Source organism: Pseudodesulfovibrio karagichevae (assembly GCF_041414475.1).
GTDB lineage: Bacteria > Desulfobacterota > Desulfovibrionia > Desulfovibrionales > Desulfovibrionaceae > Pseudodesulfovibrio > Pseudodesulfovibrio karagichevae.
This window is the reverse complement of the sequence record NZ_JBGLYH010000033.1, coordinates 22,667-44,429: the sequence shown is the minus strand read 5'-3', so window position 1 is coordinate 44,429 and position 21,763 is coordinate 22,667. Positions and strand designations below refer to the sequence as shown.

The following is a 21,763-nucleotide window of genomic DNA, read 5'->3' as shown; positions in this document are numbered from 1 at the left end:
CACGAACAACCATCGCTGATCCATAGGTTTGACCTCATTCCAGGGCATGGGCACCTCCAGGCTCTCATGCCCAAAGTGTTACCCATGTTCCCGGGCTAATGTGTTACCTATGTACCCGGGCTGTACCTTTTCCTTCCCCTTCCCCCCGGCCCCCCCATCCCCATCCTTTCCGAAACTTTTTGGATACGCATCCGCGTGATTGCGGGTTGCGGGCGGGCGCGCGATTTCGCCCAAGCGGGGTCGATGGCGGCAATGCGGCGGGAAAGGGGCTTTTGTGCCGGGTCCGGCCGCTATTGTCCGGCCTGACCGCCTGTGGCCGCACTGCGGCGGGGGCGGACCGCCCTTCTGGCCGGGCGCTTGCGGACCGTTGGCGCGGGCGTCCTGGGCGCGTCGCCGCGCCCGCTCTCGGCTTGGCTGGTCACGGACCGGATGACCTGGGGCACGAACCGCTCCGAGAACCCGGCCACGAAGCTCCAGAACATGACCTTGGCCATGTCCTGCCCGCTGACCGGGCTGGTGCGCTGCAGGAAGGCGGGCAGGTCCACGGCCCGGTCGTTGGTGAAGGCCGGGATGTAGAATTTGGGGAAGATCGGCAGGTCGAGGATGCCGGTCAGAAAGATGACGTAGAGCACCAGGGCGAAGATGCCGCCGAACAGGGGGATGATCAACACCGAGGCCCAGGACTTGGACAGGACGTCCAGTTCGTCGTCCTCGATGCTCCCCAACCGCTGCTGGATGGACACGAAGCCGCCCATGATCCCGCAGCCGAAGACCACGGCCGTGATGAACACATTTCGGCCAAACAACATCCCTCCCGCGAACAACAGCGAGGTCGCCCCCAGGGCTATCCCGGAATAGATCAGCAATTTCCGGGAGATGAGCATGATATCCTGTCTACGCTCATGCATGATTCCTCCTCACCCGCGCAAGGCCAAACGGCGCACGGATATACGTCACCGCTATCACGAAGAGAGAATCGAAACAACCGGGCCGCCGGAATCGGGCGGCAAGGGGAATCAGAACAGGCTGGCCTGCTGTTGCGGCTTGTCTTCGGGCCTGACCTTCTTAAAGGTCAGCCGGTGCATGCGGCAGGGGCCGAGCGCCCGGATGGCCTCCACGTGGAACTTGGTGCCGTAGCCCATGTGTTTGGACAGCCCGTAGCCGGGGTAGCGTTTGGCGAGACGGACCATGAGATGGTCGCGGAAGGTCTTGGCCAGGATGGAGGCGGCGGAGATGGCCGGGACCTTGCCGTCGCCCTGGATGACGTATTCCTGGGGGATGTCGCGCCCAAGCGCGTGGTTCGGGATGAGCTTGTCGCCGTCGATGCGCAGGAAGCGCGGCTCGCCCTTCATGGCCCGCACGGCCCGGCCCATGGCCCGGAAGGTGGCCTGCAAAATATTGATCTCGTCGATCTCCCACGGCCAGGCCACGCCCAGCCCCCAGGCCACGGCCTGCTCGCGGATGAGCGGATACAACGTCTCCCGTTTCGCGGCCGTCAGCTTCTTGGAGTCGTTCAGCCCAGGCAGGTCATACTCCGCCGGCAGAATGCACGCCCCGGCCACCACCGGCCCGGCCAGGCACCCCCGCCCGGCCTCGTCCACGCCCGCGATCTCGGCAGGGGAATACACTCCCTTCTTATACAACTCCACTCTACGCATGCGTCTCGTTTCCTCCGCCCCAGTTTGTGCCTCAAAGCCACATTTAAACAAAGCACAAAAACAACTCGGCATTTCATCAAGCAACATATACAACCTTTCGAACAAGGAGCGTTAGATGGAACAGCCACGACTCATTCGACTTATTGAAGAACACCTATTACCCATGTTAGGCGCTACAATAATTGGAAATTCAATTCCATCAACAAATCGCGAAAAGTGTGTTTCATTTCTAGATCCTTCTAAAATTGCGATTAAAGCAGATCGAAATGATGAATACAGGGTCGTGATTGCTAGAGGCCAGAACTTTGATACATTTGAAAAGACACTTGTTGATAAAATGGTTAATGAATTTCATTCAATACAACAAGTCGACAATTCATACCGAATAGAAATCGAATCCAACATTTCTAAACGAGTGATTGCATCCTATCTAGATAGTCGTGGCATCCTTGAAACAATTATTGACTCCTTTGAAGCGTGGGCTGCTCGAACATACGAAGGAGGTAGAATATCTGCTTCGGTAGGTATAACTAATAGAGAAAACCCAAGCTCTATAACCGCTATCCATGATTTTTTTAAAGAAGAATTCTCCCCTGTATTGTCAAACGGATACGACACAATTTTAGTATGCGACAGCAATGGAAAAATAGACAAATTTGAGTGCCTAGATGAACCTTTAGAAAGCCATTCTACTCCATACCGTTTAAATAAAATTGCAGGTTGGACTAGGGAAAACAAAATCGCTGTTGTGCTAAATCGACATGGTGAAATAATTATCTACAAAAACTGCAAGTTATTATTTGCAAAGAGGTCTGGGAATTGGGTTTTCTTTTCTCATGAATCTGTCATTAGAAGCATGAAATATCCTCAACATAGAGGACTAAGAAATGCCATCTATGAGTCCTGTTTAGACGTGTCTTTCGCCAGATCTGGTGGTTGCATTGCTGTTGTGCGCCATGATCGCTCAGACGATTTACAGAAGCACGTCAGCACAGATGATATTATTTCAAATCTTAAAAACAACAAAACCCGAGTACTAGCTCGGGCTATCGGTAGTAATTTTCAAAATCTAGATAGACGTATCAGACAAGAGCTACTCTCCCTTGATGGAGCTTTGATAATGAAACACACTGGTCAAATTATAGCGATTGGTGCCATTGTCGAAATCGCCTCTGGGAGTCGAGGAGGAGGTAGATATGCCGCTGCTAGAAGCCTGAGCTCATTAGGGCTTGGTGTTAAAATTTCTGAAGATGGCGGGATTATCGGATTTATGAATCAAATCGGAATATTCAAAATATAGCGTAGGTATGCTAACCCACAAAAGGCCGGAGTGTCGCTAGACACTCCGGGCATATATATCCATGTAACACCGGGTAATTTTTTGGAGAAGTGGGGGGCTGTGCCGACGGGAGGCGAATCCGGGCCCGAAGCGTATCCCAATACGCGAGGGGTTGGATTTGCCGAGCGGCGGTGCAGACGCCCGCTTCTCCGAAAAATTATTCCCAGATCTGCTTGGACTTGATGCGGGCGGCCTTACCGCGCAGATTGCGCAGGTAGTAGATGCGCGAGCGGCGAACCTTGCCCTCGGAGACCACTTCCACGCGGTCGATGAAGGGGGAGTTCATGGGGAACACGCGCTCCACGCCGATGCCGTCGGAAATCTTGCGGACGGTGAAGGTGGAGTTGGTGGTGCCGCGGCGGCGACGCAGGACGGCGCCCTGGAAAACCTGGATGCGCTCTTTCTCGCCCTCGATGATCCGGTAGTGCACCTTGACGGTGTCGCCGGCCTTGAACTCGGGGATATCCAAGCGGATGTGTTCGGCTTCGATTTTCTTGATGATGTCCATGGTATTCTCCTTAAAATTGCAGAGTGCTGGACGATGGGCCCACGGCCGTCATCCGCCTCTAGTACTCATCCGCGATCAGCCGGTCGACGATGATGGCAACCGCGCTTCTGACCGAAAGATGGTTGTAGTCATCCAAATACCTGAGCGGCCGTACAATGCCGTCCGTTTTGGAGAGGACTTCTTCCGCCAGACCGTGTCCGGTACCAAATATCAACAATACCGGAGAGTTGGCGAGCCAGCTTCGCACTTCGCCGAAGGTCAGGGCGGGCTGGGCTTGCTTGCGGCGATCCAGTCTTGCTGACGTGGCCGCGAGGCGGGGACATTGCCCTGTTTGGGCCTTGATGTCAAGGACCGCCCCTTCGATATCGTCAAAAACCTTGACCTTGGAAAAGGCCTCGGACCGGTCCGGGTTGGCCTTGGCCCCCGCGCCCTCGCGCCAGTGTCCGAGCAGCCGTTCGGCCAGGGCTTTCTGGTCCTCGATGGGCGTGGTGGCGTAGAACCCGCCGAGCCCGTAGCTGCGGGCCACGCGGGCCATGTCGTGCAGGTCCAGGTTGGTCACGGACACGGCCACCTTTTCCCCGAACTTGTTGACCACGGGGTAGTGGCACAGGGCGATGTACAGGTTGCGGCCCAGCCGCGTGCGCGGAAGGGTCCGCAGAAAGTCGATGTCCTCCACGGTCAGTCCGGCCGTGGGCAGGACGTCCGGCCTATCGCGCAGGGTGGCGGTCAGGGACTGCTCCCGCCGCCAGGCCGCGATCTTGCCATGGTCGCCGGAGCGCAGGACCTCGGGCACGACGAGCCCGTCGAAGTCCTCGGGCCGGGTGTAGTGCGGGTATTCGAGCAGCCCGGCGGTGAAGGATTCCTCCTCGCCGGAGTCCTCGTGGCCCATGAAGCCGGGCAGGAGCCGGGCCACGGACTCCACCAGGCAGACGGCCGCCGCCTCGCCGCCGTTGAGCACGAAGTCGCCCACCGAGACCAGCTCGATGGGATAGAGGTCGAGCAGCCGCTCGTCAATGCCCTCGTAGCGCCCGCAGATGAGGGTCACGTCGCTTTCGAGGGAGAGCTCGCGGGACAGGGCCTGGTTGAGCGGCTTGCCGCGCGGGGAGAGCATGAGGATGCGCCCCCTGGACTCGATGGAGTCCAGCGCCTTGATCATGGGGTCGAGCTTGAGGAGCATGCCGGGCCCGCCGCCGAAGGGGCGGTCGTCCACGGACTTGTGCACCCCGCCCGCGAACTGCCGGACGTCGACGTAATCCAGGCCGACCAGGCCGGTCTCCACGGCCTTGGACATGAGCCCGCTGCTCAGCGGGGACTCGAAGAATTGCGGGAAGATGGAGACAAGGTGGAAATTCATGAGGCCTGCTTCTCGGGGCGCGGGGGACGGCGCTTCTTCTTTTTGGGCGGCTCGGGGTTGAGGTAGAGGTCCAGCAGCCCCTCGGGCGGCTCGACGACGATGGTCTCCGTGTCCAGGTCCACGTCCAGGACGAACTCGGGCACGGCGGGCAGCAGGATTTCGACGCCCGCGCCGTTCTCGATGACCCAGGTGTCCTGCTCGCCGGTCTCGTAGAACCCCTTGAGCTCGCCCACCTCGGCGCCGTCCGCCAGGACCACCCGGCAGCCGATCATCTGGTAGAGGTAGTGCTCGTCGCCGTCGAGTTCGGGCAGGTCGGCCTCGCGGACCAGAATCTCCCGGCCGCGCAGGGCCTCGGCCTGGTCCCGGTCGGTGATCTGGGGTGAGGTCATCAGGATGAGGTCCTTGTGCTCGCGCCAGGAGGTCACTTCAAGGGGCTTGGGGCGTCCCTTGGGAGCGGACAGGTACAACGGCGCGTCGTCGAAAAGGGTCGGGGAGTCCGCATAACTCTTTATGCCGAACTCCCCTCGAATTCCGTGCGCCTTGACCACCCCGCCCACGGGGATGAAACCGGGCTCTTCTTTCATGGGCCACCGTTTAGTTGCTGCAAAAGACCGGGGCCGCCGCGCGGGGCTTGCCCGCACGCCGGTCCAGGATCGTTCGCGTCTCGCCGCGGGCCGCTTGGGCCCTTACGCGGACGTGCAAATGTCAGCCGTTCGCCAAAGGAGAAGGCTACTCGAGAATCTCCAGGACGGAGCGTTTCCGCGCCTTGGTGGAGGCGGCGCCGAGCAGCGTGCGCATGGCTCTCGCCGTGCGGCCCTGCTTGCCGATCACCTTGCCGAGGTCTTCCTTGGCCACCTTCAGTTCGATAACCGAGGTCTGCTCGCCTTCGACTTCAGAAACGTGCACTTCGTCCGGGTTGTCCACCAGGGACTTGGCAATGTACTCAATCATCTCTTTCAACATGACGTACCTCCGGTGCAGGCGCGTCGCCGCGCGCCATGAATATGAGCTGCCAAACGTGGTCCGGACCCTGCAGGCCGGGCCGACGAGACCCGCCTGTGAAAAAGCGCAAGCTACTTGCCGGCTTTCTTCAGCAGAGAACGAACCGTATTGCTGGGCTCAGCGCCCTTTTCCAGCCACTTCCCGATCTTCTCCATGTCCAGCGCGACTTCGGCCGGCTCGACCATGGGGTTGTAGTGCCCGAGGTATTCGACGGGGCGTCCATCACGGCGCACGGCGCTGTCGAGGGCCACCACGCGGTAGAAGGGACGCTTCTTGGAACCCATCCGGGTCAGTCTGATTTTCATAGCCATGGTTCTTATACTCCCAATAGTTGATTAATACGTTTTTGCCTACTTTATGGCAAGTTTTATCACTTGCAGGACATGAAGTCCCGGTCACTTACTTCTTCCGACTCTTCTTATTCTTCTTTTTGTTCAGCTTTTTCTTCTTGCGCTCTTTGAGCGTCTTCTTGGAGACGGTCCGCTGCGGGCCTTCCTCCTCCATGCCGGGCATACCGGGCATTCCCGGCATGCCGCCGCCCAGCGCGCTCATGTCGGGCATGCCGCCCCCGCCCAGGCCGGGCAGCTTGGGCAGGCCGAACTTGCCCTTCTTCTTGCCGCCGCCCATCATGGACTGCATGACCTTGCTCATCTGCTTGAAATTCTTGATGAGCACGTTGACGTCCGCGACCTTCACACCCGAGCCCCGGGCGATGCGGTCCTTGCGGCTCGCGTTCTTGAGCAGGTCGGGCTGGCGGCGCTCCTTCAGGGTCATGGCGGAGATGATCGCCTCGGTGCGCTTCATCTCGTCCTCGGGCAGGGCGTTGTCGCCGAGCTGCTTCATGATGTTGCCCATGCCGGGGATCATCTTGAGCAGCCCTTCCATGGACCCGAGCTTCTTGAGCTTGCGCATGTGGCCCAGGAAGTCCTCGAAATCGAACTCGGCCTTGGCCATCTTCTCGGCCATGGCCTTGGCCTCTTCCTCGTCGATCTGGCTCTGGGCCTTCTCGATGAGGGTCATCATGTCGCCCATGCCGAGGATGCGCGAGGCGATGCGGTCCGGGTGGAAAAGTTCCAGGTCGGACAGCTTCTCGCCCACTCCCACGAACTTGACCGAACGGCCGGTCACGGTCTTGATGGACAGGGCCGCGCCGCCCCGGGCGTCGCCGTCCATCTTGGTCAGGACCACGCCGGTGATGCCGAGCTTCTCGTTAAAGCTTTCGGCCACGGTCACGGCGTCCTGGCCGGTCATGGCGTCGGCCACGAACAAAATTTCCTGGGGCTCGCACTCGCGCTTGATGTTCTCAAGCTCGTCCATCAACGTCTCGTCGATGTGCAGGCGGCCCGCAGTGTCGAACAGGATCAGGTCGCAGCCGAGTTCCTCGGCCTTGACCAGGGCGTCCTTGCAGATGTCCACCGGGTTCATGTCCGTGGTGGACGGATAGACCGGCACGTCGAGCTGCCGGGCCAGGGTGTTCAACTGGTCGATGGCCGCCGGGCGGTAGACGTCGGCGGGCACCAGGTACGGCTTCTTGCCGTGCTGCTTGCGCAGAAACAGCGCGATCTTGCCCGAGGAGGTCGTCTTGCCCGAGCCCTGCAGGCCGACCATCATCAGCTTCAGCGGCCTGGCCTTGAGGTCCAGGTCCTGCTGCTCGCCGCCGAGCAGCTCGATGAGCTCCTCGTTGACGATCTTGATGAAGTGCTGGCCGGGTTCGAGCCCCTTGAGGACCTCGTCGCCGAGAGCGCGCTCCTTGACCTGGTCGACGAACTGCTTGACCACCTTGAAGTTGACGTCGGCCTCCAGAAGCGCGAGACGCACCTCTCTCAGACCCTCCTTGATATTGTTCTCATCAAGGGTCTTTTTGCCGCCCAACTTGGAGAAGGTGGCGCCGAGTCTTTCTTGCAGGCTCTCGAACAACTGATCAACTCCCTGGAATTACTAAATTTATTCTTTTTACCTGCGCGAAAACCACCGTCCATCGCGGGCAAAGAGGACGTTTGTTAAGCCAGATTCCCCGGATAGTCAAGGGCGGCGGGGGACGGCTCACGGCGGCAGCCCCCTCCCGCGGGGGCGGATTCGCCGCACATCGGGGCGCCGAGCATACCCTGTTGTGCCGCCTTACGCCACCCCGGCCGGATCGCCGGACGATTGTTGCACGCCGACCGGGAATGTGCGAACAATCCATGACAGATGGGAAAACTCATGGATTCGCTCTTCGTCCGGGTCTGGCTGACCCATTTCGTGCCCGCCTTCTTTGTCGGGGCCGTGTTCCTGCTGGCCTTCAAGGACCTGCCCGCGCCCCGGCTCATCCCGACGGGCGGGGCCGGGGATCTGGTCAAGGCCGTGCTCAACGGCGCCGTCGTGAGCCTTGCGGTCCTGCTCTTCCATCGCCTGCGGGACCGGCGCATGCGCCACCTGTGGCCGGACGCCTCGGCCGCCTATGCCGGGTCCCGGCTGCGCTGCGCCGTCCTGGTCGGCTTCCTGGCTGGGGCCGCCGACATCCTCCTGACCCTGAGCGAATGGGGCGTCCTCTTCCTGGCGCTCCTGATCCTGTTCGTCCTCCTCTGGAACCTGCGCGCCTTCACCCGGCGCAGCGTGGCCCTGCTCAGGCCCGGCAGCGAGATCTCCTGGGAAGACGTGAACGAGCTGCTGCGCATCTACCTGGCCACCCTGATCGGCTTCACCCTGGTCAACGCGGCCGTGGACGGGCTGCACGTCCTGGCCGGAAACACCCCGCCGTTCAACTTCACGTCCGGGGGCGGCGAGCCCTTTCTCAACGCCCTGTACTACACGGTGGTGACCATGACCACGCTCGGCTTTGGCGACATCGTGCCCCGCACCTGGGACGGCAAGGTCCTGCTGATCATCCAGAGCCTGACCAGCTATTTCATGTTCGCCTTCATGATCGGCATCATCACCCGGGGCGTGACCGGGGCCGGGAGCAGGGACAGGGGATAGCCCGCCTTGTGCATCCCCTGTGCAAGCGGTTGCCAGCCGCTCGCGATGGGTATAGGGACCCGCCAGACAAGAAAGGTTCCCATGAAAATCACTCCCGACCGTTTCCGGCTGGCCGTCCAGGCGGCCTTCACCCTCTTTTCCCTGTACGCGGGCTACCGCTTCATCCTTTTCCTGAACTGGGCCTCGGGCCGTTCGGAGACGTTCGCGCCCAAGCCCGGCGCGGTGGAGGGGTTCCTGCCCATCAGCGCGCTCCTCGGCTTCCGGCGGCTGTTCTCGTCCGGCTTCTGGGACCGCGCCCACCCGGCCGGGCTGACCATCTTCCTGGCCGCCCTGGTCATGGCCTTCCTGTTCCGCAAGGGGTTCTGCGGCTACGTCTGTCCGGTGGGCTTCCTGTCCGGGCTGCTGGAGCGCGTAGGGCGCAGGCTCGGCATGGCACGAATTCCGCCCCGCCGGGTCGACCTCGCCCTGCACGCCCTCAAATATCTGGGCATGGGCGGGTTCGTGTTCGCGGTCTTCGCCATGAGCCCGCGCTCGCTGGAGTTCTTCCTGCGCAGCCCGTTCAACATGACCTCGGACGCGCACATGCTCGACTTCTTCCTGCATCCGTCCGGCATGGCCCTGGCCGTGCTCGCGGCCCTGGCCCTGCTTAGCGTCATCGTACGCAACTTCTGGTGCCGGTACCTCTGCCCCTACGGCGCGCTGCTCGGGCTGTTCGCCTGGTTCGGGCCGGTCCGGGTGAAGCGCGACGCGGACGCCTGCGTCCACTGCGGCAAATGCTCGGCCAGCTGCCCCTCGGGCATTGCGGTGGAGAAGAAGGACGCGGTGCTCACCCCGGAGTGCATCGGCTGCGGCCAGTGCGTCGGGGCCTGCCCGGTCAAGGGGTGCCTCGGCTTCAAGGCGCTCGGCAGGCGCATCCCGTGGCAGACCGTGGCCGTGGGGGCCGTGCTGGTGCTGCTCATCGCCAGGGTCTGGGCCGGACACGCCGGGGTCTGGGACAACCCCCTGCCGCCGGAGATGCTCAAGCGTGTCTACCAGGCGGGCGCGGGGCTGATGTAGCGCCTACTCGGCGCACTCCACGCAATAGGCGGTCTCGGGCATGGCCTTGAGCCGGGCCATGGGAATGGGCTCGCCGCAGTCCAGGCACAGGCCGAAGTCCTCGTCCTGGTCCACCCTTTTCAGGGCCTCCTCCAGCCGGGCCAGCCGGACCCGGGCCTTGGACAGCTGGGCCTCGGCCACGGACTGGTTGACGATGGTGTCCATGCGCGAGATGCGCCCGATGGCGTTGTCCGGGGCCACGGGTCTGACCTGCTCCGCCAGCCGGGGAATCTCGGCCCGGAGCGCTTGCATTTCCTCTTCGGCGAACCGCTTGAATTCCTTTTTCTGCGCCTCGGTCACGCGAGCCTCCCCAGCCGTTGCATGGCGTCCTCGAGCACGTCCATCTCCTTGGCGAAGCAGAACCGCGCCAGGGTTTCGCCCACCGGGCCGGAATAGAAGGCCGAGCCCGGCACGCAGGCCACGCCGGTCTTTTCCAGCAGGAACAGGGCCCGCTCCTTGGCCGTTTCCCCGGGCAGCCGGGTCACGTCCGCCAGGGTGTAGTACGCCCCGGCCGGGACGTGCGGGGTCAGCCCCACCGAGCGCAGGACGCCGCAAAAGCGGTCCCGCTTCATCTGGTGGTCGTCGGACACGCCCTGGTAGTAGTCCGGGCCGAGTTCCTCCAGCCCCTTGGCCGCGCCGATCTGCAACGGCGCGGGGGCGCAGACGTAGACCAGGTCGCTGAAGTGGCCGATGGCCAGGGCCCACTCCGGGTCGCACAGGGCGTAGCCCAGCCGCCAGCCGGTCACGGCGAAGACCTTGGACAGCCCCGAGATGGTGATGGTCCGCCTGGCCATGCCCGGCAGGGTGGCCGGGGCGATGTGCTCCCGGCCGTCGAAGACGAAATGCTCGTAGATCTCGTCGGTGAAGACGAACAGGTCGTGGGACTGGGCGAAGTCGGCGATGAGCTCCAGCTCCCGGCGGTCGAAGACCTTGCCCGCCGGGTTGGACGGGGTGTTCAGGACGATGGCCCTGGTCCTTTTGGTCACGGCCCGCTCCAGGTCCTCGGCGGCGAAGCCCCACTCGGGCGGCTCCAGGGTGACGTAGACCGGCTTGATGCCCAGCGAGACCATGGTCACGATGTGGTAGCCGTAGTACGGCTCGAAGACCAGGACCTCGTCGCCCTCGTCGAGCAGCGCCAGGCAGGCGGCGTAGAACGCGCCCGTGGCCCCGCAGGACACGACCACCTGGTTGTCCGGGTCCAGGTCCATGCCGGTATACCTGCGCTGCTTGGCCGCGATGGCCCCGCGCAGCCTCGGCAGGCCGTCGAAGCGGGTGTAGATGTTGGTGCCCGCGCGCATGGCTTGCTCCGCGCCCTCGATAACCGGGCCGGGGACGGGCAGGTCGCACACGCCCTGGGCCAGGTTCACGCCGGAAACGCGGGCGCACTCCAGGGTCATGTTGCGGATTTCGGACTGGGCCACAAGCGGTCTGCGCTTGCTCACTTTCAGCGACATGGGGTACTCTCGGGGTGAAAAGGGTGAAACATGACAATAAGGACAGACCATATATGACTTTACTGAGGAATAAAACCCTGGTCCTGACCGGAGCGTCCATGGGCATCGGCGCGGCCCTGACCGAGGAGCTGGCCGGGGAGGGCGTGAACCTCGTTCTGGGAGCGCGCACCAGAGACAAACTGCTGGCGGTGCGCGACCGCTGCCGCGCCCTGGGCGTGCGCGCGGAATGCGTGGCCGGCGACGCGGCCGACGACGCTGTGGCGGCCCAGCTGGTGGACACGGCCAGAGGGTTGGGCGAATTCCACGGCTTCATCCACGTCGCCGGGGTGCTCGCGCCCGGACCGGCCGTGTGGGAGCTCTCCGCCGAGCGCTTCCGCGAGGTGGTGGACGGCTCCCTGATCGCGGCCCACCAGCTCATGCGCCACGCCGTGCCCCTGCTGCTCGAACGCGGCGAGGGGCTGATCGTGTTCTTCGGCTCCGGGGCGGCGGAACGCACCCAGACCGGCATCGGGGCGTACTGCGCGGCCAAGGCGGGCGAGGAGCACCTGGCCCGCCAACTGGCCAACGAGGCCCCGGCGATCACCACCGTTGTCTGGCGGCCCGGCGTGGTGGAGACCCGCATGCAGGCCGACGCCCGCACGGCCGTGGGCTCGGCCGCCGCGCCCCTGCGGGAGCTGTTCGCCTCCTGGTGCCGCGACGGCCTGCTCCTGACCCCGAAGCAGTCCGCGCGCGGCCTGGTGGACTTCCTCCAGTGCGACCCGCGCGCCTACCACGGCAAGGTCGCGGACATCCGGAAGATTTGAGCACAGGTTGACGATGGGCGCGCATCCTCCTATAGCCTGAAATACGGCAACCCCTTTTCAAGGAGAATCCCATGAAGGTCTTCGCTTCCGCTCTGCTGTCCCTGCTGGCCCTGGCCATGCTCGCCGCCTGCTCCGGCGACGACGTGGCCGACGATCCCAAGCTGTCCGACCAGGGCAAGGAGGTGGTCAAGGCCTTGGGCGGTCCCTTTACCGCCGACGAGTTCAGGAAATTTCTCGCCGACCTGCCGAAGATTCCCGGCCTGACCGCGAAGACCGCGCAGGACGCGAGCGACGCGCCGGGCGCGGCAGGGAGGGCCGAGGTCAAGAGCGCGATCAAGTCCCTCGGCTGGGACGAGGATCGTTTCCTGTACATCTACAGCCACGCCATGACCATGGCGAACCTGGACCAGATGCAGCGCATGACCGACCAGATGCGCGACCAGTTCAAGGACATGCCCGACGACCAGCGCAAGGCCATGGAGCAGATGCTGTCCCAACAGCTCGGCGGCCAGATGAGCGCCGTGCGCGCCGATGTGGACAAGCAGATTCCGGCCTCGGAACAGGCCATCGTCCGCGACCACATGGACGAGCTCATGAAGACCTTGGGCATGCGGTAGGCCGGTCATGACCGATCTGCTCTCGCTCTGGGGACTGACCACGGGCCGTCGGCGCACGGATATCGTCCTGCCCGGCAGCCCGGAACGTTGCCTGTCGCGCCGCGCCGAGGAGGACGGGCAGGGACGCGTCTGGATGCTCGAAACCCTGCGGCCGGGCCAGTTTGGACGGCGCGAGCGCATCGGCCGCGCCCTGGACCGGCTGTCCCGGGCCGGGCTGCCCGTGCCCGCCTATCTGGCCGGGCCGGACGGCCGCTATGTGGTCGAATCCGAGGGGCGGTATCTCCAGCTCTCCCCGTACATTCCCGGCGACCCCCTGCCCCAGCCCGAGTTCATCGAGGACGGGGCGCGCGGCGAAAGCCTGGGCAGATTCCTCTGCCGGTTGCGCGAGGTCGCGGGCACGGTCCACGAGTTCGACGACGAGCCGCCCTTCCTGCTGGAGGGCTACGTCAACGAGCTCATGACCGCCATGGCCGAGCGCCGTCCGGACCTGTACCGGGCCCTGGTCCCGGTCCTGCCCGCCCTGGCGCCGCTCTTCGAGGCCTGGGGGAGCCTGCCGTCCGCCTTCTGCCACGGCGACTTCCACCCCCTGAACGTCATCTGGCACGGCCGGTCCGCCGTGGCCGTCATCGACTGGGAGTTCGCGGGCGTCCGGCCCCGCCTGTTCGACGCGGCCAACTGCCTGGGCTGTGTGGGCATCGAGGACCCGCCCGCCCTGGTGCGCGGCCTGGCCCCGGCCCTGCTGCTGGCCCTGCGCCGGGGCATGTGCCTGGACAGGACCTCCCTAGAGCTGCTGCCCGAACTGATCCTCGGCCTGCGCTTCGCCTGGATGTCCGAGTGGCTCCGCCGCAAGGACGAGGAGATGGCCGGGATCGAGGTCAGCTACATGCGCCTGCTGGCCAACTCCCTGGACACCCTGCTCCCGGCCTGGGAAAAACTTCTCGGAGAGTGATGCGCTTCATCAATTCCTACGCCCGGTTGCCCGAGACCTTCTTCGAGCGGATCGCCCCGGAACCCGTGGCCGCCCCGGCCCTGATCCGCCTGAACCGCCCCTTGGCCGCGCGCCTGGAGCTCGACCCGCCGGACGACGATGCGGCGTTGGCCGGTATCTTCACCGGCAACCGGCTTCTGCCCGGCTCCGAGCCCATCGCCCAGGCCTACGCGGGCCACCAGTTCGGCCAGTTCGTGCCCCAGCTCGGCGACGGCCGAGCCCACCTGCTCGGCGAGGTGGAAAACGCGGCGGGCGAGCGCTTCGACATCCAGCTCAAGGGCTCGGGACGGACCCGGTTCTCGCGCGGCGGGGACGGCCGCGCCCCGCTCGGGCCGGTCATCCGCGAGTACGTGGTCAGCGAGGCCATGCACGCGCTGGGCGTGCCGACCACCCGCGCCCTGGCCATGGCCGCCACGGGTCAGCCCGTGTTCCGCGAGGACGAGTTGCCCGGCGCGGTGATCACCCGGGTGGCCTCGGGCTTCGTGCGCGTGGGCACCTTCGAGTATTTCGCGGCCCGGCGCATGGAAGACGAGCTGCGCACCCTGGCCGACCATGTCATCGAGCGCAACCACCCCGCTGCGCGCGAGGCCGACAACCCGTATCGGGCCCTGTTCGAATCCGTGTGCGCGGCCCAGGCCGGGCTGATGGCCCGCTGGCTCTGCCTGGGGTTCGTCCACGGGGTCATGAACACGGACAACACGAGCGTGAGCGGCGAGACCATCGACTACGGCCCGTGCGCCTTCCTGGACCACTACGACCCGGCCATGGTCTTCAGCTCCATCGACCCCATGGGGCGCTACGCCTTCAACCAGCAGCCGACCATCATGGCCTGGAACCTGGCCTGCCTGGGCGGCTGCCTCCTGCCCCTGCTCGACCCGGACGAGACCACGGCCCGCGCAGCGGGCGAGGCGGTCCTGGAGCGGTTCATCCCGGACTTCACCGAGCGGTACCGCGAAGGGCTGTGCCGCAAGATCGGCCTGCCCGGAGACGATGAATCCTTTTCCCTGGCCCGGCGACTGCTGGACCTCATGCGCCGCAGCCGGGCCGACTTCACCAACGCCTTCCGCGCCCTGTGCGACGCCCAGGCGGCCCCGGCCCCGTTCACCATCCAGTTCGCCACGGCCGAGAAGATCGCCACCTGGCTCAACGACTGGCTCGCGCTCCTGGACCGGACCGGCTCGGCCGCCACGGCCCGCGAGACCATGCGCGCGGCCAACCCGGCCTTTATCCCGCGCAACCACCGCATCGAGGCGGCCATCCAGGCGGCCATGGCCGGGGACTTCGCTCCGGCCGACCGGCTGATCGAGGTTCTCGCACGCCCCTTCGATGACCAGCCCGAACACGCCGAACTGGCCGAGCCGCCGCGCCCGGAGGAGCGGGTCACCCGGACCTTCTGCGGCACCTAGCCCGTGCGGGGTTGGTATATATCCGTGAAATTGCGCAAGAGGGGCTCACGGTGCCGTCAGTCCGCTTTGGACTGCGCCGCCATCTGCCTGTAGTAGCTGCCCACGGCCTCGAGCAGGGCGTTGGCGGCCAGCCAGGCGCAGTGCCGGTCGTCCTCGGGCATGCGGTCCGGCCCGCCCAGCCCTTCGAGCACGGCCTCCCCGGTGATGGCGGCCAGGTCCTCGCAGCGCTTGCCCACGGCCAGCTCGGCGGCCATGGAGCCGCTGATGGCGCTGGAGCCGCAACCGTCGGTGGCGAACCCCGCGTCCACCACCGTGTCTCCCTCTATCTGCAGGTAAATCCAGATGGTATCGCCGCACCCGCCGGTGGAAGAGCCCTCGTAGTCGGCCCCTGCGGGCTCCCCCCGATACGGCTGGTCCCGCCAGCGTTCGAATCCCGCCTGGCCGTAGGCCTCGACGGCCTCTTCGTTGATCTTGTCCTGCAGTTCACTCACGATGTCGTCAAAGCTGGGCATCATCCCGTCCATATGCTGAATGGTTGGCCCGCCGGTCCTATCCCAATCCCTCACGGAAACTGTTAACAGCCCGATTGCCATTCGACAACCGATAAGCCCAACCCACCCCCTCGACCCCCCGCGCAAAACGCCATAAAAAAAGACCCCACCAACCCGGTGAGGTCTCCACAAATTTCTTCACTCTCTGGAGCGACTCGGGTGCCAAGGGCACCCGACAGCGGTTCTCCCCCCGCCCCAGGAATAGGCTTGTGAGAGTGGGTCAGCTGTGCATTTTTCGAGGGGCCGTTTCACCGCAACGTAGTAAACCTACGTGAGGAGGAAACGGCCCCTCGAAAAATGTGCAGATGGCCCGCTATCGCAAGCCGCCCCCCGCTAGTCGTCCAGCTCAGCCGCCAAGGCGGCGATCTCCTCGCGGATAATCTTGGCCGCTTCGGCCGGGACGAGCTGGGCGATCTCTTCGCGCAGACGGCGCTCCAGCTCCTCGACGCGGCCTTCGAGCTGGCGGACCGTGGCCTGGAGCGCTTCCAGGGAGGGCTCCTCGCGGGTCTCGGCCAGGAGCAGGTCCACGTCGGCGTCCACGTCCATGCCCGCGTCGGGCGGCATGGCTTCGGCGGCCAGGACATCGTCCAAGGACCCTTCGTCCAGGTCCATGACCATGTCGTCCCCGAGGTCCGCATCCGATTCCTCGGCGTCCATCACCCCGGACACGTCCACCTCGACGTTGTCCAGCAGGCTGTCCACGTCCTCGATGTCGTCGTCCTCGAGCTGTTCCAGCCCGGTCAGTTCGGCGTCCACCGGGGCCTCGACCGCGTCGGTGAACAGGTTGCCCTCGACGATCGCGGCCTCATTGAGCTCGACGGCATCGGGCTCTTCGGCCTCGATTTCGAGCTCGGCTTCAAGCTCGATCTCGGGCTCAGCTTCGGGCTCGTCCATGATGGCCTCGATGTCCTCGGGGGCGACGGCTTCGTCCACCGGCACCTCGGGCGCGGGCTCCTCGGCCATGGCGGCGGCCAGCAGGTCGTCGGTCACGTCGACCGACAGCTCGTCCTCCGGTTCTTCGGCCGGTTCCTCGAGTTCGAGGGAAATTTCTTCTTCGGGTTCGGGGCCGGCCTCCTCCTCGATCAGATCGTCGAGGTCGAGGAGCATCTCGTCCTCGTCGTCGAGGGCTTCGGCCTCGGCCGGTTCCTCCTCCACGAGGTCGTCGAGATCGATGATCTCCTCGTCCTCGTCCAGCGAGTCGGCAAGGTTCTCCTCGGCGATGTCGTCCACCAGGGCCTCGGCCTCGGCGGCGCTTCTTGCCCCGGCTTTCGGGGCGGCGGCTCCGCCATCGGCCTCCTCGACCAGATCGACCACCTCGTCGAGCACGATCAGTTCCTCCCCGGCGGGCTCTTCGGCCAGGTCGTCCAGAATGAGAAGGTCCTCGTCGTCGGATTCGTCCGCGAAGTCATCCTCGGCGGGCTCCTCCACCACATCGTCCAGGAGCAGGAGTTCCTCTTCGGCCACCTCGTCCTCGGCGTCGTCTCCGGCGGGCTCGATCTGATCGTCGAGCACGATGGGGCCGCCGCTCTCGTCCACGACGGGAGCGTCCTCGAGATCGTCGGCGAACAAATCCTCGAGCTCCTGCTCGAAATCCGCGTCCACGGTGTCGGGGTCGAAGCCCTCGCTGTCCGCAACGGGTTCGTTCAGCACATCGCGCACGTCGGCGTCGTCATCTTTGGGAGGAGGCGGTGGAGCCGGGGTCATGGGTACCTCCGGAGAAGTTTAAAAAGGGGGGCCGTTCTGCACAGCCCCCCTTGAATTCACCCTAAAGGCTTATTTGTGGCATTCCTTGCAGCTGACCGGAACGGCCTTGCCGGCCTTCTTCTGCACCTTGTGGCAGCCGAGGCAGGAAGCCTGGGACTTCTTGCTATGGAAGGCGGAGTAGAAGCCGGTGGGCTCCTTCTTGGCGGCCTTGCTGGCGTCGGCGTGACAGCCTTCGGCGGCACAGCTCTTGGCTTCGGCCGGGGACTTGGCCTTGTGGTGACAGACCAGGCAATCCAGGCCGCTGTCCACGTGTTTCTTGTGCGGGAAAACCACGGCCGACTTGGTCGCTTTGGCGCCGGCGGGGACCTCCATGGTGATGCTGTCCGCAGGCGCGTTGGCCGCAATGACCACGGGCAGGCAGAACACGCACACCAGGGCGGCCACCATCAGGCTGATGATGAGAGATTTCTTCATTTACCTAGTTCCTCCTGTTGCATAAAAGATAAACAGTCACACTCTCTACTATGCGGGATAAATAAGTATCCACCCCCTGTCAAGCGGGGGCTGCCATCGTAGACCCTTGCTTTTACCCGATAAAGCCCCTTGAGCGCAAGGGGGGATTTGCACTTTGATCCAGCGGTTTACAGGGCGTATTTGTGGTGATAGCCGCGCGGAGTGAGCATGCGGCCGTCCACCAGGCGGGTGGCCGAGTTGCCGATGAGGAGCACGGTCTGCATGTCCACCTTCTCCACATCCACCCTGCTCAGCGGAACGGCCTCGACGAACTGGCCCACGCGGTAGGCCTTGCGCACGATGCCCACGGGCGTGCCCGGCCTGCGGAACCGGCCGACGATGTCCAGGGCCTCGCGCAGGTGGTCCGAGCGCTTCCGGGAGCGGGGGTTGTAGAGGGCGATGACGAAATCCGCGCTGGCCGCGGCCTGGAGCCGTTGTTCGATGCGCTCCCAGGGGGTCAGCAGGTCGCTCAGGGAGATGGACGCGAAGTCGTGCATGAGCGGCGCGCCGAGCAGGGCCGCCGCCGCGTTGAAGGCGGCCACGCCGGGGATGACCTCGAAGGGCACGGTCTGCAGCAACCCCTCGCTTTCCAGCACCTCCATGAGCAGCCCGGCCATGGCGTAGATGCCCGCGTCGCCCGAGCAGACCATGACGGTCCTGCGCCCGGCCCGGGCGTGCTCCACGGCCTGCCGGGCGCGGTCCAGCTCGCCCATCATGCCCGTGGAGACCACGATCTTGCCTTCGAGCATCTCCTCCGGGACCAGCTCGATATACGCCTTGTACCCGGCCACGACCTCGGCCTCCTCGATGGCCCAGCGGGCCGCCGGGGTGAGCAGGGACAGGTCGCCCGGTCCGAGACTGACCGCCTTAAGCACGGTTGCTCCGGGCCACGGCCAGGGTCACGGTGGGGGTCTTTTCCTTGGTCACGATCAGTTCTCCGCCGTGGGAGGCGAGCATGGCCGAGGCCTCGGCCACGCTGGGCACGCCCATGTGCGCCTGAACCCGGTCGGACGGCGTGGGCGCGTCCACGGCCGCGAGCTGGGTCGTGGAGTAGAAGACCGGATCCACGCCGAACTCCTCGGCCGCTTCCAGCAGCCCGGCCTCGTTGCGCTTGGCCTCCACCGAGCCCACCGAGGCGATGGATTCCATGGAAAAACCGTATTTCTTGAAGACCATGTAGACGTGGTCGAGAATCTCATAGGTGGTGATGTCCCGGCGGCAGCCGATGCCCAGGTGCAGCACCCTGGGGTGCAGGGCCAGGCTCCCTTCCGGGGCGTCGTTGTGCCAGGAGACCCAGATGCCGGGCTTGGAGTCGTTCCAGTCCCCGTACCCGACCTTGCCCTCGAAGCTGGAGTTCCAGGCCAGGCCGAGCCAGTCCTCGGGGTCGTAGAGCTGGACCACGCGGTCCTCGAGCAGGGCCATGTTCACGTCCTTGACCTTGCCGATGGTCCCGATGGCCAACCCCTTGGCCATGGCCAGGCTGTCGATGGACAGGACCCCGGCCGTGTCCGTGGCCGTGGTGATGACCGACTGCCCGCCCATGATGCGCGCGCAGCGGTCGGCGAGTTCGTTGGCCCCGCCCAGGTGCCCGGAGAGCAGGCTGATGGCGAACAGCCCGGTCTGGTCCATGCAGACCACGGCCGGGTCGGTCTCCTTGGATTGCAGGTGGGGCGCGATGCAGCGCACCACGATGCCCGCGGCGGCCACGAAGACGTGCCCGTCAAAGGCGTTGAAAGTGGCCGAGACGAGGTGCTTGAGGGACTCGAACGAGATGGCGTCCTCCGCCTCCAGGTTCTTGGAGGCGTACAGCGTCCCCGGCAGCCTGGCGGCCAACCGCTTGCCCACGGTCAGCCCCTGCGAGGTCAGTGTATAGATGGCGATTTTCTTGGCTGGCATTGCTATTATTTAGCAGCAACCGACCCTTGGGGAAAGAAAAAACCGCACGATGCGGGGTGTTTTTTCCCGGTCCGCCGCACGCTTCAAGAAAAACGGGCCGGGCCCCCGAAGGAATCCCGACCCGGTGCATACGCAGGTTCGACGCGGGACTAGAACTTCACGGAACGGGCCGCGTCCAGCGTCTTTTCGAAGTCCTCGTCCGAGTGGGCGAAGGAGGTGAAGGCGCACTCGAAGCCCGCCGGGGCCAGGTAGATTCCCTGGGCCATCATCTGCTTCCAGTAGACCGCGAAGGTCGCCTGGTCGCATTGGCCGGACTCGATCATGTTGGTCACGGGCCGGTCCGAAAAATACAGGGTGAAGGCCGAGCCCGCCTGGGCCACGTAGACCGGCTTGCCCTTGCCCTCCAGGATCGCGGCCAGTTCGCCGGTGAGCGCCTTGGTCCGGGCCTCCAGGGCCGGGTAGTCGCACTCCTGGAGGCGCTTGAGGGTGGCCAGCCCGGCGGCCATGGCCACGGGGTTGCCGGACAGGGTGCCCGCCTGGAACACGCCGCCCACCGGGGCCATGTGCTCCATGATCTCGCGTTTGCCGCCGTAGCAGCCCACCGGGAACCCGCCGCCGATGATCTTGCCGAGCGTGGTCAGGTCCGGGGTGATGCCGTAGCGCTCCTGTGCGCCGCCGGGGGCCAGCCGGAAGCCGGTGATGACCTCGTCGAAGATGAGCACCGCGCCGTATTCCGTGCACAGGTCGCGCAGCCCCTGGAGGAACCCCTCCTTGGGCAGGACCAGGCCCATGTTGCCCGCGCAGGGCTCGACGATGACGCAGGCGATCTGGTCGCCGGACTCCTCGAAATGCTTCTTCACGGCGTCGAGGTCGTTGTACTGGGCCAGCAGGGTGTGGCTGATGACCTCCTCGGGCACGCCGGGGGTGCCGGGCACGGTGCCCGCCGCCGAACCGGCCGCGGCCAGGAAGGCGTCGGCGTGGCCGTGGTAGTTGCCGATGAACTTCACGAACTTGTTGCGGCCGGTGTAGCCACGCGCCAGACGCAGGGCGGACATGGTCGCCTCGGTGCCGGACGAAACCATGCGCATCATCTCCATGGACGGGATGATCTTCTGGATCTCCTCGGCCAGCAGGACCTCGCCCAGGCAGGGCGCGCCGTAGCTGGAGCCGTGGTCCACGGCGTCGTGGGCGGCCGCGTTCACGACCGGGTCCTGGTGCCCCAGGAGCATGGGTCCCCAGGAGAAGACGTAGTCCACGTATTCCCGGCCCTCCACGTCGAAGAGGTGCGCCCCCTTGGCGTTCCGGATGAAGACCGGCTCGGAGTTGACGTACTTGCAGGCGCGCAGGGGCGAGTTGACGCCGCCGGGCATGAGGGTCTGGGCCTTGGCGAAAAGGGATTTCGAATCCATGTCGTGCTTCCTATTTGAAATAGACCATGGAGGTCTTCTTGAGTTCCTTGAGGGACTTGAGGGTGCAGTGGTCAGTGATGCCCACGGCCTCTTCCAGCTCGGCCACCACCTCGTCGGTCTGGCCGGGGCGCTCGCCGTGGATCATGGTGTAGAAATTGTAGGTCCACTCCGGGTAGGTGCGCCGGATATAGCAGTGGGATATCTCGGGCCGGGCCGAAAAGATGGCCCCGACTTCCTCGCTGCGCTCCACGGGCACCCGCCAGGCGACCATGGCGTTGTGGCTGTAGCCCGCCTTCTGGTGGCGCAGGGTGGCCCCGAAGCGGCGGATGATCCTGCGCTCCTTGAGGTCGCGGATGAGGCCGATGACCGTGTCCTCGTCCACGCCCACGGCGTCGGCTATGGTTTTGAACGGCTGCTCGGTATCCGGCAGGTCCCCGCCCGCCAGGGCGAGTATCCTCTCCTCGGTTTCGCTGAATTGTATTGCCATGGGGGGTCTATACCTTCCGCC

Annotated in this window: 24 protein-coding genes; 7 read left to right on the top strand and 17 right to left on the bottom strand. The window is 64.6% G+C overall.

Annotation, left to right across the window (positions count from 1 at the left end):
- Nucleotides 1-290: 290 nt before the first annotated feature.
- Nucleotides 291-908 carry a hypothetical protein gene (locus tag AB6M95_RS12100; RefSeq protein ID WP_371387013.1) on the bottom strand — a complete coding sequence of 206 codons (618 nt, stop codon included), beginning with the start codon at nt 906-908 and terminating at the stop codon, nt 291-293.
- Nucleotides 909-1,016: 108 nt separating this feature from the next.
- On the bottom strand, nt 1,017-1,658 hold the full coding sequence (rnhB, locus tag AB6M95_RS12095) for a ribonuclease HII (protein WP_371387012.1): 642 nt from the start codon (nt 1,656-1,658) through the stop codon (nt 1,017-1,019).
- Nucleotides 1,659-1,773: 115 nt separating this feature from the next.
- Between rnhB and AB6M95_RS12090 the strand changes: the two genes are divergently transcribed.
- A complete protein-coding gene (locus AB6M95_RS12090) occupies nt 1,774-2,958 on the top strand; it encodes a hypothetical protein (protein WP_371387011.1) in 1,185 nt (394 codons plus the stop codon).
- A 196-nt stretch (nt 2,959-3,154) separates the two neighbouring features.
- Here AB6M95_RS12090 and rplS read toward each other — a convergent pair whose 3' ends face one another.
- The 6 genes from rplS to ffh all read right to left on the bottom strand — a co-directional run bounded on the left by rplS (nt 3,155) and on the right by ffh (nt 7,778).
- Nucleotides 3,155-3,505, bottom strand: coding sequence for a 50S ribosomal protein L19 (gene rplS / locus AB6M95_RS12085; RefSeq protein ID WP_371387010.1), 351 nt, complete (start codon nt 3,503-3,505; stop codon nt 3,155-3,157).
- A 58-nt stretch (nt 3,506-3,563) separates the two neighbouring features.
- On the bottom strand, nt 3,564-4,859 hold the full coding sequence (trmD, locus tag AB6M95_RS12080) for a tRNA (guanosine(37)-N1)-methyltransferase TrmD (RefSeq protein WP_371387009.1): 1,296 nt from the start codon (nt 4,857-4,859) through the stop codon (nt 3,564-3,566).
- Nucleotides 4,856-5,443: a ribosome maturation factor RimM gene (gene rimM, locus AB6M95_RS12075; protein ID WP_371387008.1), complete on the bottom strand. Its 588-nt coding sequence runs from the start codon at nt 5,441-5,443 to the stop codon at nt 4,856-4,858. Before rimM ends, trmD begins: the two co-directional genes overlap by 4 nt.
- Before the next feature lie 145 nt (nt 5,444-5,588).
- On the bottom strand, nt 5,589-5,822 hold the full coding sequence (locus AB6M95_RS12070) for a KH domain-containing protein (protein ID WP_015414977.1): 234 nt from the start codon (nt 5,820-5,822) through the stop codon (nt 5,589-5,591).
- Nucleotides 5,823-5,932: 110 nt separating this feature from the next.
- Nucleotides 5,933-6,172, bottom strand: coding sequence for a 30S ribosomal protein S16 (rpsP, locus tag AB6M95_RS12065; RefSeq protein WP_371387007.1), 240 nt, complete (start codon nt 6,170-6,172; stop codon nt 5,933-5,935).
- 88 nt (nt 6,173-6,260) lie between these two features.
- On the bottom strand, nt 6,261-7,778 hold the full coding sequence (ffh, locus tag AB6M95_RS12060) for a signal recognition particle protein (protein ID WP_371387006.1): 1,518 nt from the start codon (nt 7,776-7,778) through the stop codon (nt 6,261-6,263).
- Between the two features lie 285 nt (nt 7,779-8,063).
- Here ffh and AB6M95_RS12055 point away from each other — a divergent pair, with 285 nt between their 5' ends.
- Nucleotides 8,064-8,819, top strand: coding sequence for a potassium channel family protein (locus AB6M95_RS12055; RefSeq protein ID WP_371387005.1), 756 nt, complete (start codon nt 8,064-8,066; stop codon nt 8,817-8,819).
- Between the two features lie 81 nt (nt 8,820-8,900).
- Entirely contained in the window at nt 8,901-9,875 is a 975-nt protein-coding gene (locus AB6M95_RS12050; protein WP_371387004.1) for a 4Fe-4S binding protein, read from the top strand.
- A gap of 3 nt (nt 9,876-9,878) precedes the next feature.
- Here AB6M95_RS12050 and AB6M95_RS12045 read toward each other — a convergent pair whose 3' ends face one another.
- Nucleotides 9,879-10,214, bottom strand: coding sequence for a TraR/DksA family transcriptional regulator (locus AB6M95_RS12045; RefSeq protein ID WP_371387003.1), 336 nt, complete (start codon nt 10,212-10,214; stop codon nt 9,879-9,881).
- Nucleotides 10,211-11,368 (bottom strand): pyridoxal phosphate-dependent aminotransferase, encoded by a 1,158-nt coding sequence (locus tag AB6M95_RS12040; RefSeq protein ID WP_371387002.1) that lies wholly within the window; start codon nt 11,366-11,368, stop codon nt 10,211-10,213. The genes AB6M95_RS12045 and AB6M95_RS12040 overlap by 4 nt, the downstream gene beginning before the upstream one ends.
- Before the next feature lie 53 nt (nt 11,369-11,421).
- Here AB6M95_RS12040 and AB6M95_RS12035 point away from each other — a divergent pair, with 53 nt between their 5' ends.
- The 4 genes from AB6M95_RS12035 (at nt 11,422) to AB6M95_RS12020 (ending at nt 15,182) form a co-directional block, all read left to right on the top strand.
- Nucleotides 11,422-12,171: an SDR family NAD(P)-dependent oxidoreductase gene (locus tag AB6M95_RS12035; RefSeq protein ID WP_371387001.1), complete on the top strand. Its 750-nt coding sequence runs from the start codon at nt 11,422-11,424 to the stop codon at nt 12,169-12,171.
- A 71-nt stretch (nt 12,172-12,242) separates the two neighbouring features.
- Nucleotides 12,243-12,788 (top strand): hypothetical protein, encoded by a 546-nt coding sequence (locus AB6M95_RS12030; protein ID WP_371387000.1) that lies wholly within the window; start codon nt 12,243-12,245, stop codon nt 12,786-12,788.
- A 7-nt stretch (nt 12,789-12,795) separates the two neighbouring features.
- Nucleotides 12,796-13,737 (top strand): phosphotransferase enzyme family protein, encoded by a 942-nt coding sequence (locus tag AB6M95_RS12025; RefSeq protein ID WP_371386999.1) that lies wholly within the window; start codon nt 12,796-12,798, stop codon nt 13,735-13,737.
- Nucleotides 13,737-15,182 (top strand): protein adenylyltransferase SelO, encoded by a 1,446-nt coding sequence (locus tag AB6M95_RS12020; RefSeq protein ID WP_371386998.1) that lies wholly within the window; start codon nt 13,737-13,739, stop codon nt 15,180-15,182. Before AB6M95_RS12025 ends, AB6M95_RS12020 begins: the two co-directional genes overlap by 1 nt.
- A 56-nt stretch (nt 15,183-15,238) precedes the next feature.
- On the opposite strand, the gene AB6M95_RS12015 is transcribed toward AB6M95_RS12020, so the two are convergent.
- The 7 genes from AB6M95_RS12015 to ahbB all read right to left on the bottom strand — a co-directional run bounded on the left by AB6M95_RS12015 (nt 15,239) and on the right by ahbB (nt 21,742).
- Nucleotides 15,239-15,694, bottom strand: a complete 456-nt coding sequence (locus AB6M95_RS12015) for an iron-sulfur cluster assembly scaffold protein (protein WP_371386997.1) — start codon at nt 15,692-15,694, stop codon at nt 15,239-15,241.
- A 372-nt stretch (nt 15,695-16,066) separates the two neighbouring features.
- Entirely contained in the window at nt 16,067-17,437 is a 1,371-nt protein-coding gene (locus tag AB6M95_RS12010) for a hypothetical protein (protein WP_371386996.1), read from the bottom strand.
- 69 nt (nt 17,438-17,506) lie between these two features.
- A complete protein-coding gene (locus tag AB6M95_RS12005) occupies nt 17,507-17,911 on the bottom strand; it encodes a cytochrome c3 family protein (RefSeq protein ID WP_371386995.1) in 405 nt (134 codons plus the stop codon).
- Between the two features lie 167 nt (nt 17,912-18,078).
- Nucleotides 18,079-18,825: a precorrin-3B C(17)-methyltransferase gene (gene cobJ / locus AB6M95_RS12000; protein ID WP_371386994.1), complete on the bottom strand. Its 747-nt coding sequence runs from the start codon at nt 18,823-18,825 to the stop codon at nt 18,079-18,081.
- Nucleotides 18,818-19,846: a cobalt-precorrin 5A hydrolase gene (locus AB6M95_RS11995; protein WP_371386993.1), complete on the bottom strand. Its 1,029-nt coding sequence runs from the start codon at nt 19,844-19,846 to the stop codon at nt 18,818-18,820. Before AB6M95_RS11995 ends, cobJ begins: the two co-directional genes overlap by 8 nt.
- Before the next feature lie 149 nt (nt 19,847-19,995).
- Entirely contained in the window at nt 19,996-21,255 is a 1,260-nt protein-coding gene (gene hemL, locus AB6M95_RS11990; RefSeq protein ID WP_371386992.1) for a glutamate-1-semialdehyde 2,1-aminomutase, read from the bottom strand.
- A 10-nt stretch (nt 21,256-21,265) separates the two neighbouring features.
- The gene (gene ahbB, locus AB6M95_RS11985) at nt 21,266-21,742 is read right to left on the bottom strand and encodes a siroheme decarboxylase subunit beta (protein ID WP_371386991.1); all 477 of its coding nucleotides are present in this window, start codon (nt 21,740-21,742) and stop codon (nt 21,266-21,268) included.
- Between the last annotated feature and the right edge of the window lie 21 nt (nt 21,743-21,763).

Coding starts and splice junctions, on each gene's coding strand:
- AB6M95_RS12100 (WP_371387013.1), bottom strand. CDS start 908: ATGCATGAGCGTAGACAGGATATCATGCTCATCTCCCGGAAATTGCTG.
- rnhB (WP_371387012.1), bottom strand. CDS start 1,658: ATGCGTAGAGTGGAGTTGTATAAGAAGGGAGTGTATTCCCCTGCCGAG.
- AB6M95_RS12090 (WP_371387011.1), top strand. CDS start 1,774: ATGGAACAGCCACGACTCATTCGACTTATTGAAGAACACCTATTACCC.
- rplS (WP_371387010.1), bottom strand. CDS start 3,505: ATGGACATCATCAAGAAAATCGAAGCCGAACACATCCGCTTGGATATC.
- trmD (WP_371387009.1), bottom strand. CDS start 4,859: ATGAATTTCCACCTTGTCTCCATCTTCCCGCAATTCTTCGAGTCCCCG.
- rimM (WP_371387008.1), bottom strand. CDS start 5,443: ATGAAAGAAGAGCCCGGTTTCATCCCCGTGGGCGGGGTGGTCAAGGCG.
- AB6M95_RS12070 (WP_015414977.1), bottom strand. CDS start 5,822: ATGTTGAAAGAGATGATTGAGTACATTGCCAAGTCCCTGGTGGACAAC.
- rpsP (WP_371387007.1), bottom strand. CDS start 6,172: ATGGCTATGAAAATCAGACTGACCCGGATGGGTTCCAAGAAGCGTCCC.
- AB6M95_RS12055 (WP_371387005.1), top strand. CDS start 8,064: ATGGATTCGCTCTTCGTCCGGGTCTGGCTGACCCATTTCGTGCCCGCC.
- AB6M95_RS12050 (WP_371387004.1), top strand. CDS start 8,901: ATGAAAATCACTCCCGACCGTTTCCGGCTGGCCGTCCAGGCGGCCTTC.
- AB6M95_RS12040 (WP_371387002.1), bottom strand. CDS start 11,368: ATGTCGCTGAAAGTGAGCAAGCGCAGACCGCTTGTGGCCCAGTCCGAA.
- AB6M95_RS12035 (WP_371387001.1), top strand. CDS start 11,422: ATGACTTTACTGAGGAATAAAACCCTGGTCCTGACCGGAGCGTCCATG.
- AB6M95_RS12030 (WP_371387000.1), top strand. CDS start 12,243: ATGAAGGTCTTCGCTTCCGCTCTGCTGTCCCTGCTGGCCCTGGCCATG.
- AB6M95_RS12025 (WP_371386999.1), top strand. CDS start 12,796: ATGACCGATCTGCTCTCGCTCTGGGGACTGACCACGGGCCGTCGGCGC.
- AB6M95_RS12020 (WP_371386998.1), top strand. CDS start 13,737: ATGCGCTTCATCAATTCCTACGCCCGGTTGCCCGAGACCTTCTTCGAG.
- AB6M95_RS12015 (WP_371386997.1), bottom strand. CDS start 15,694: ATGCCCAGCTTTGACGACATCGTGAGTGAACTGCAGGACAAGATCAAC.
- AB6M95_RS12010 (WP_371386996.1), bottom strand. CDS start 17,437: ATGACCCCGGCTCCACCGCCTCCTCCCAAAGATGACGACGCCGACGTG.
- AB6M95_RS12005 (WP_371386995.1), bottom strand. CDS start 17,911: ATGAAGAAATCTCTCATCATCAGCCTGATGGTGGCCGCCCTGGTGTGC.
- AB6M95_RS11995 (WP_371386993.1), bottom strand. CDS start 19,846: ATGCCAGCCAAGAAAATCGCCATCTATACACTGACCTCGCAGGGGCTG.
- hemL (WP_371386992.1), bottom strand. CDS start 21,255: ATGGATTCGAAATCCCTTTTCGCCAAGGCCCAGACCCTCATGCCCGGC.
- ahbB (WP_371386991.1), bottom strand. CDS start 21,742: ATGGCAATACAATTCAGCGAAACCGAGGAGAGGATACTCGCCCTGGCG.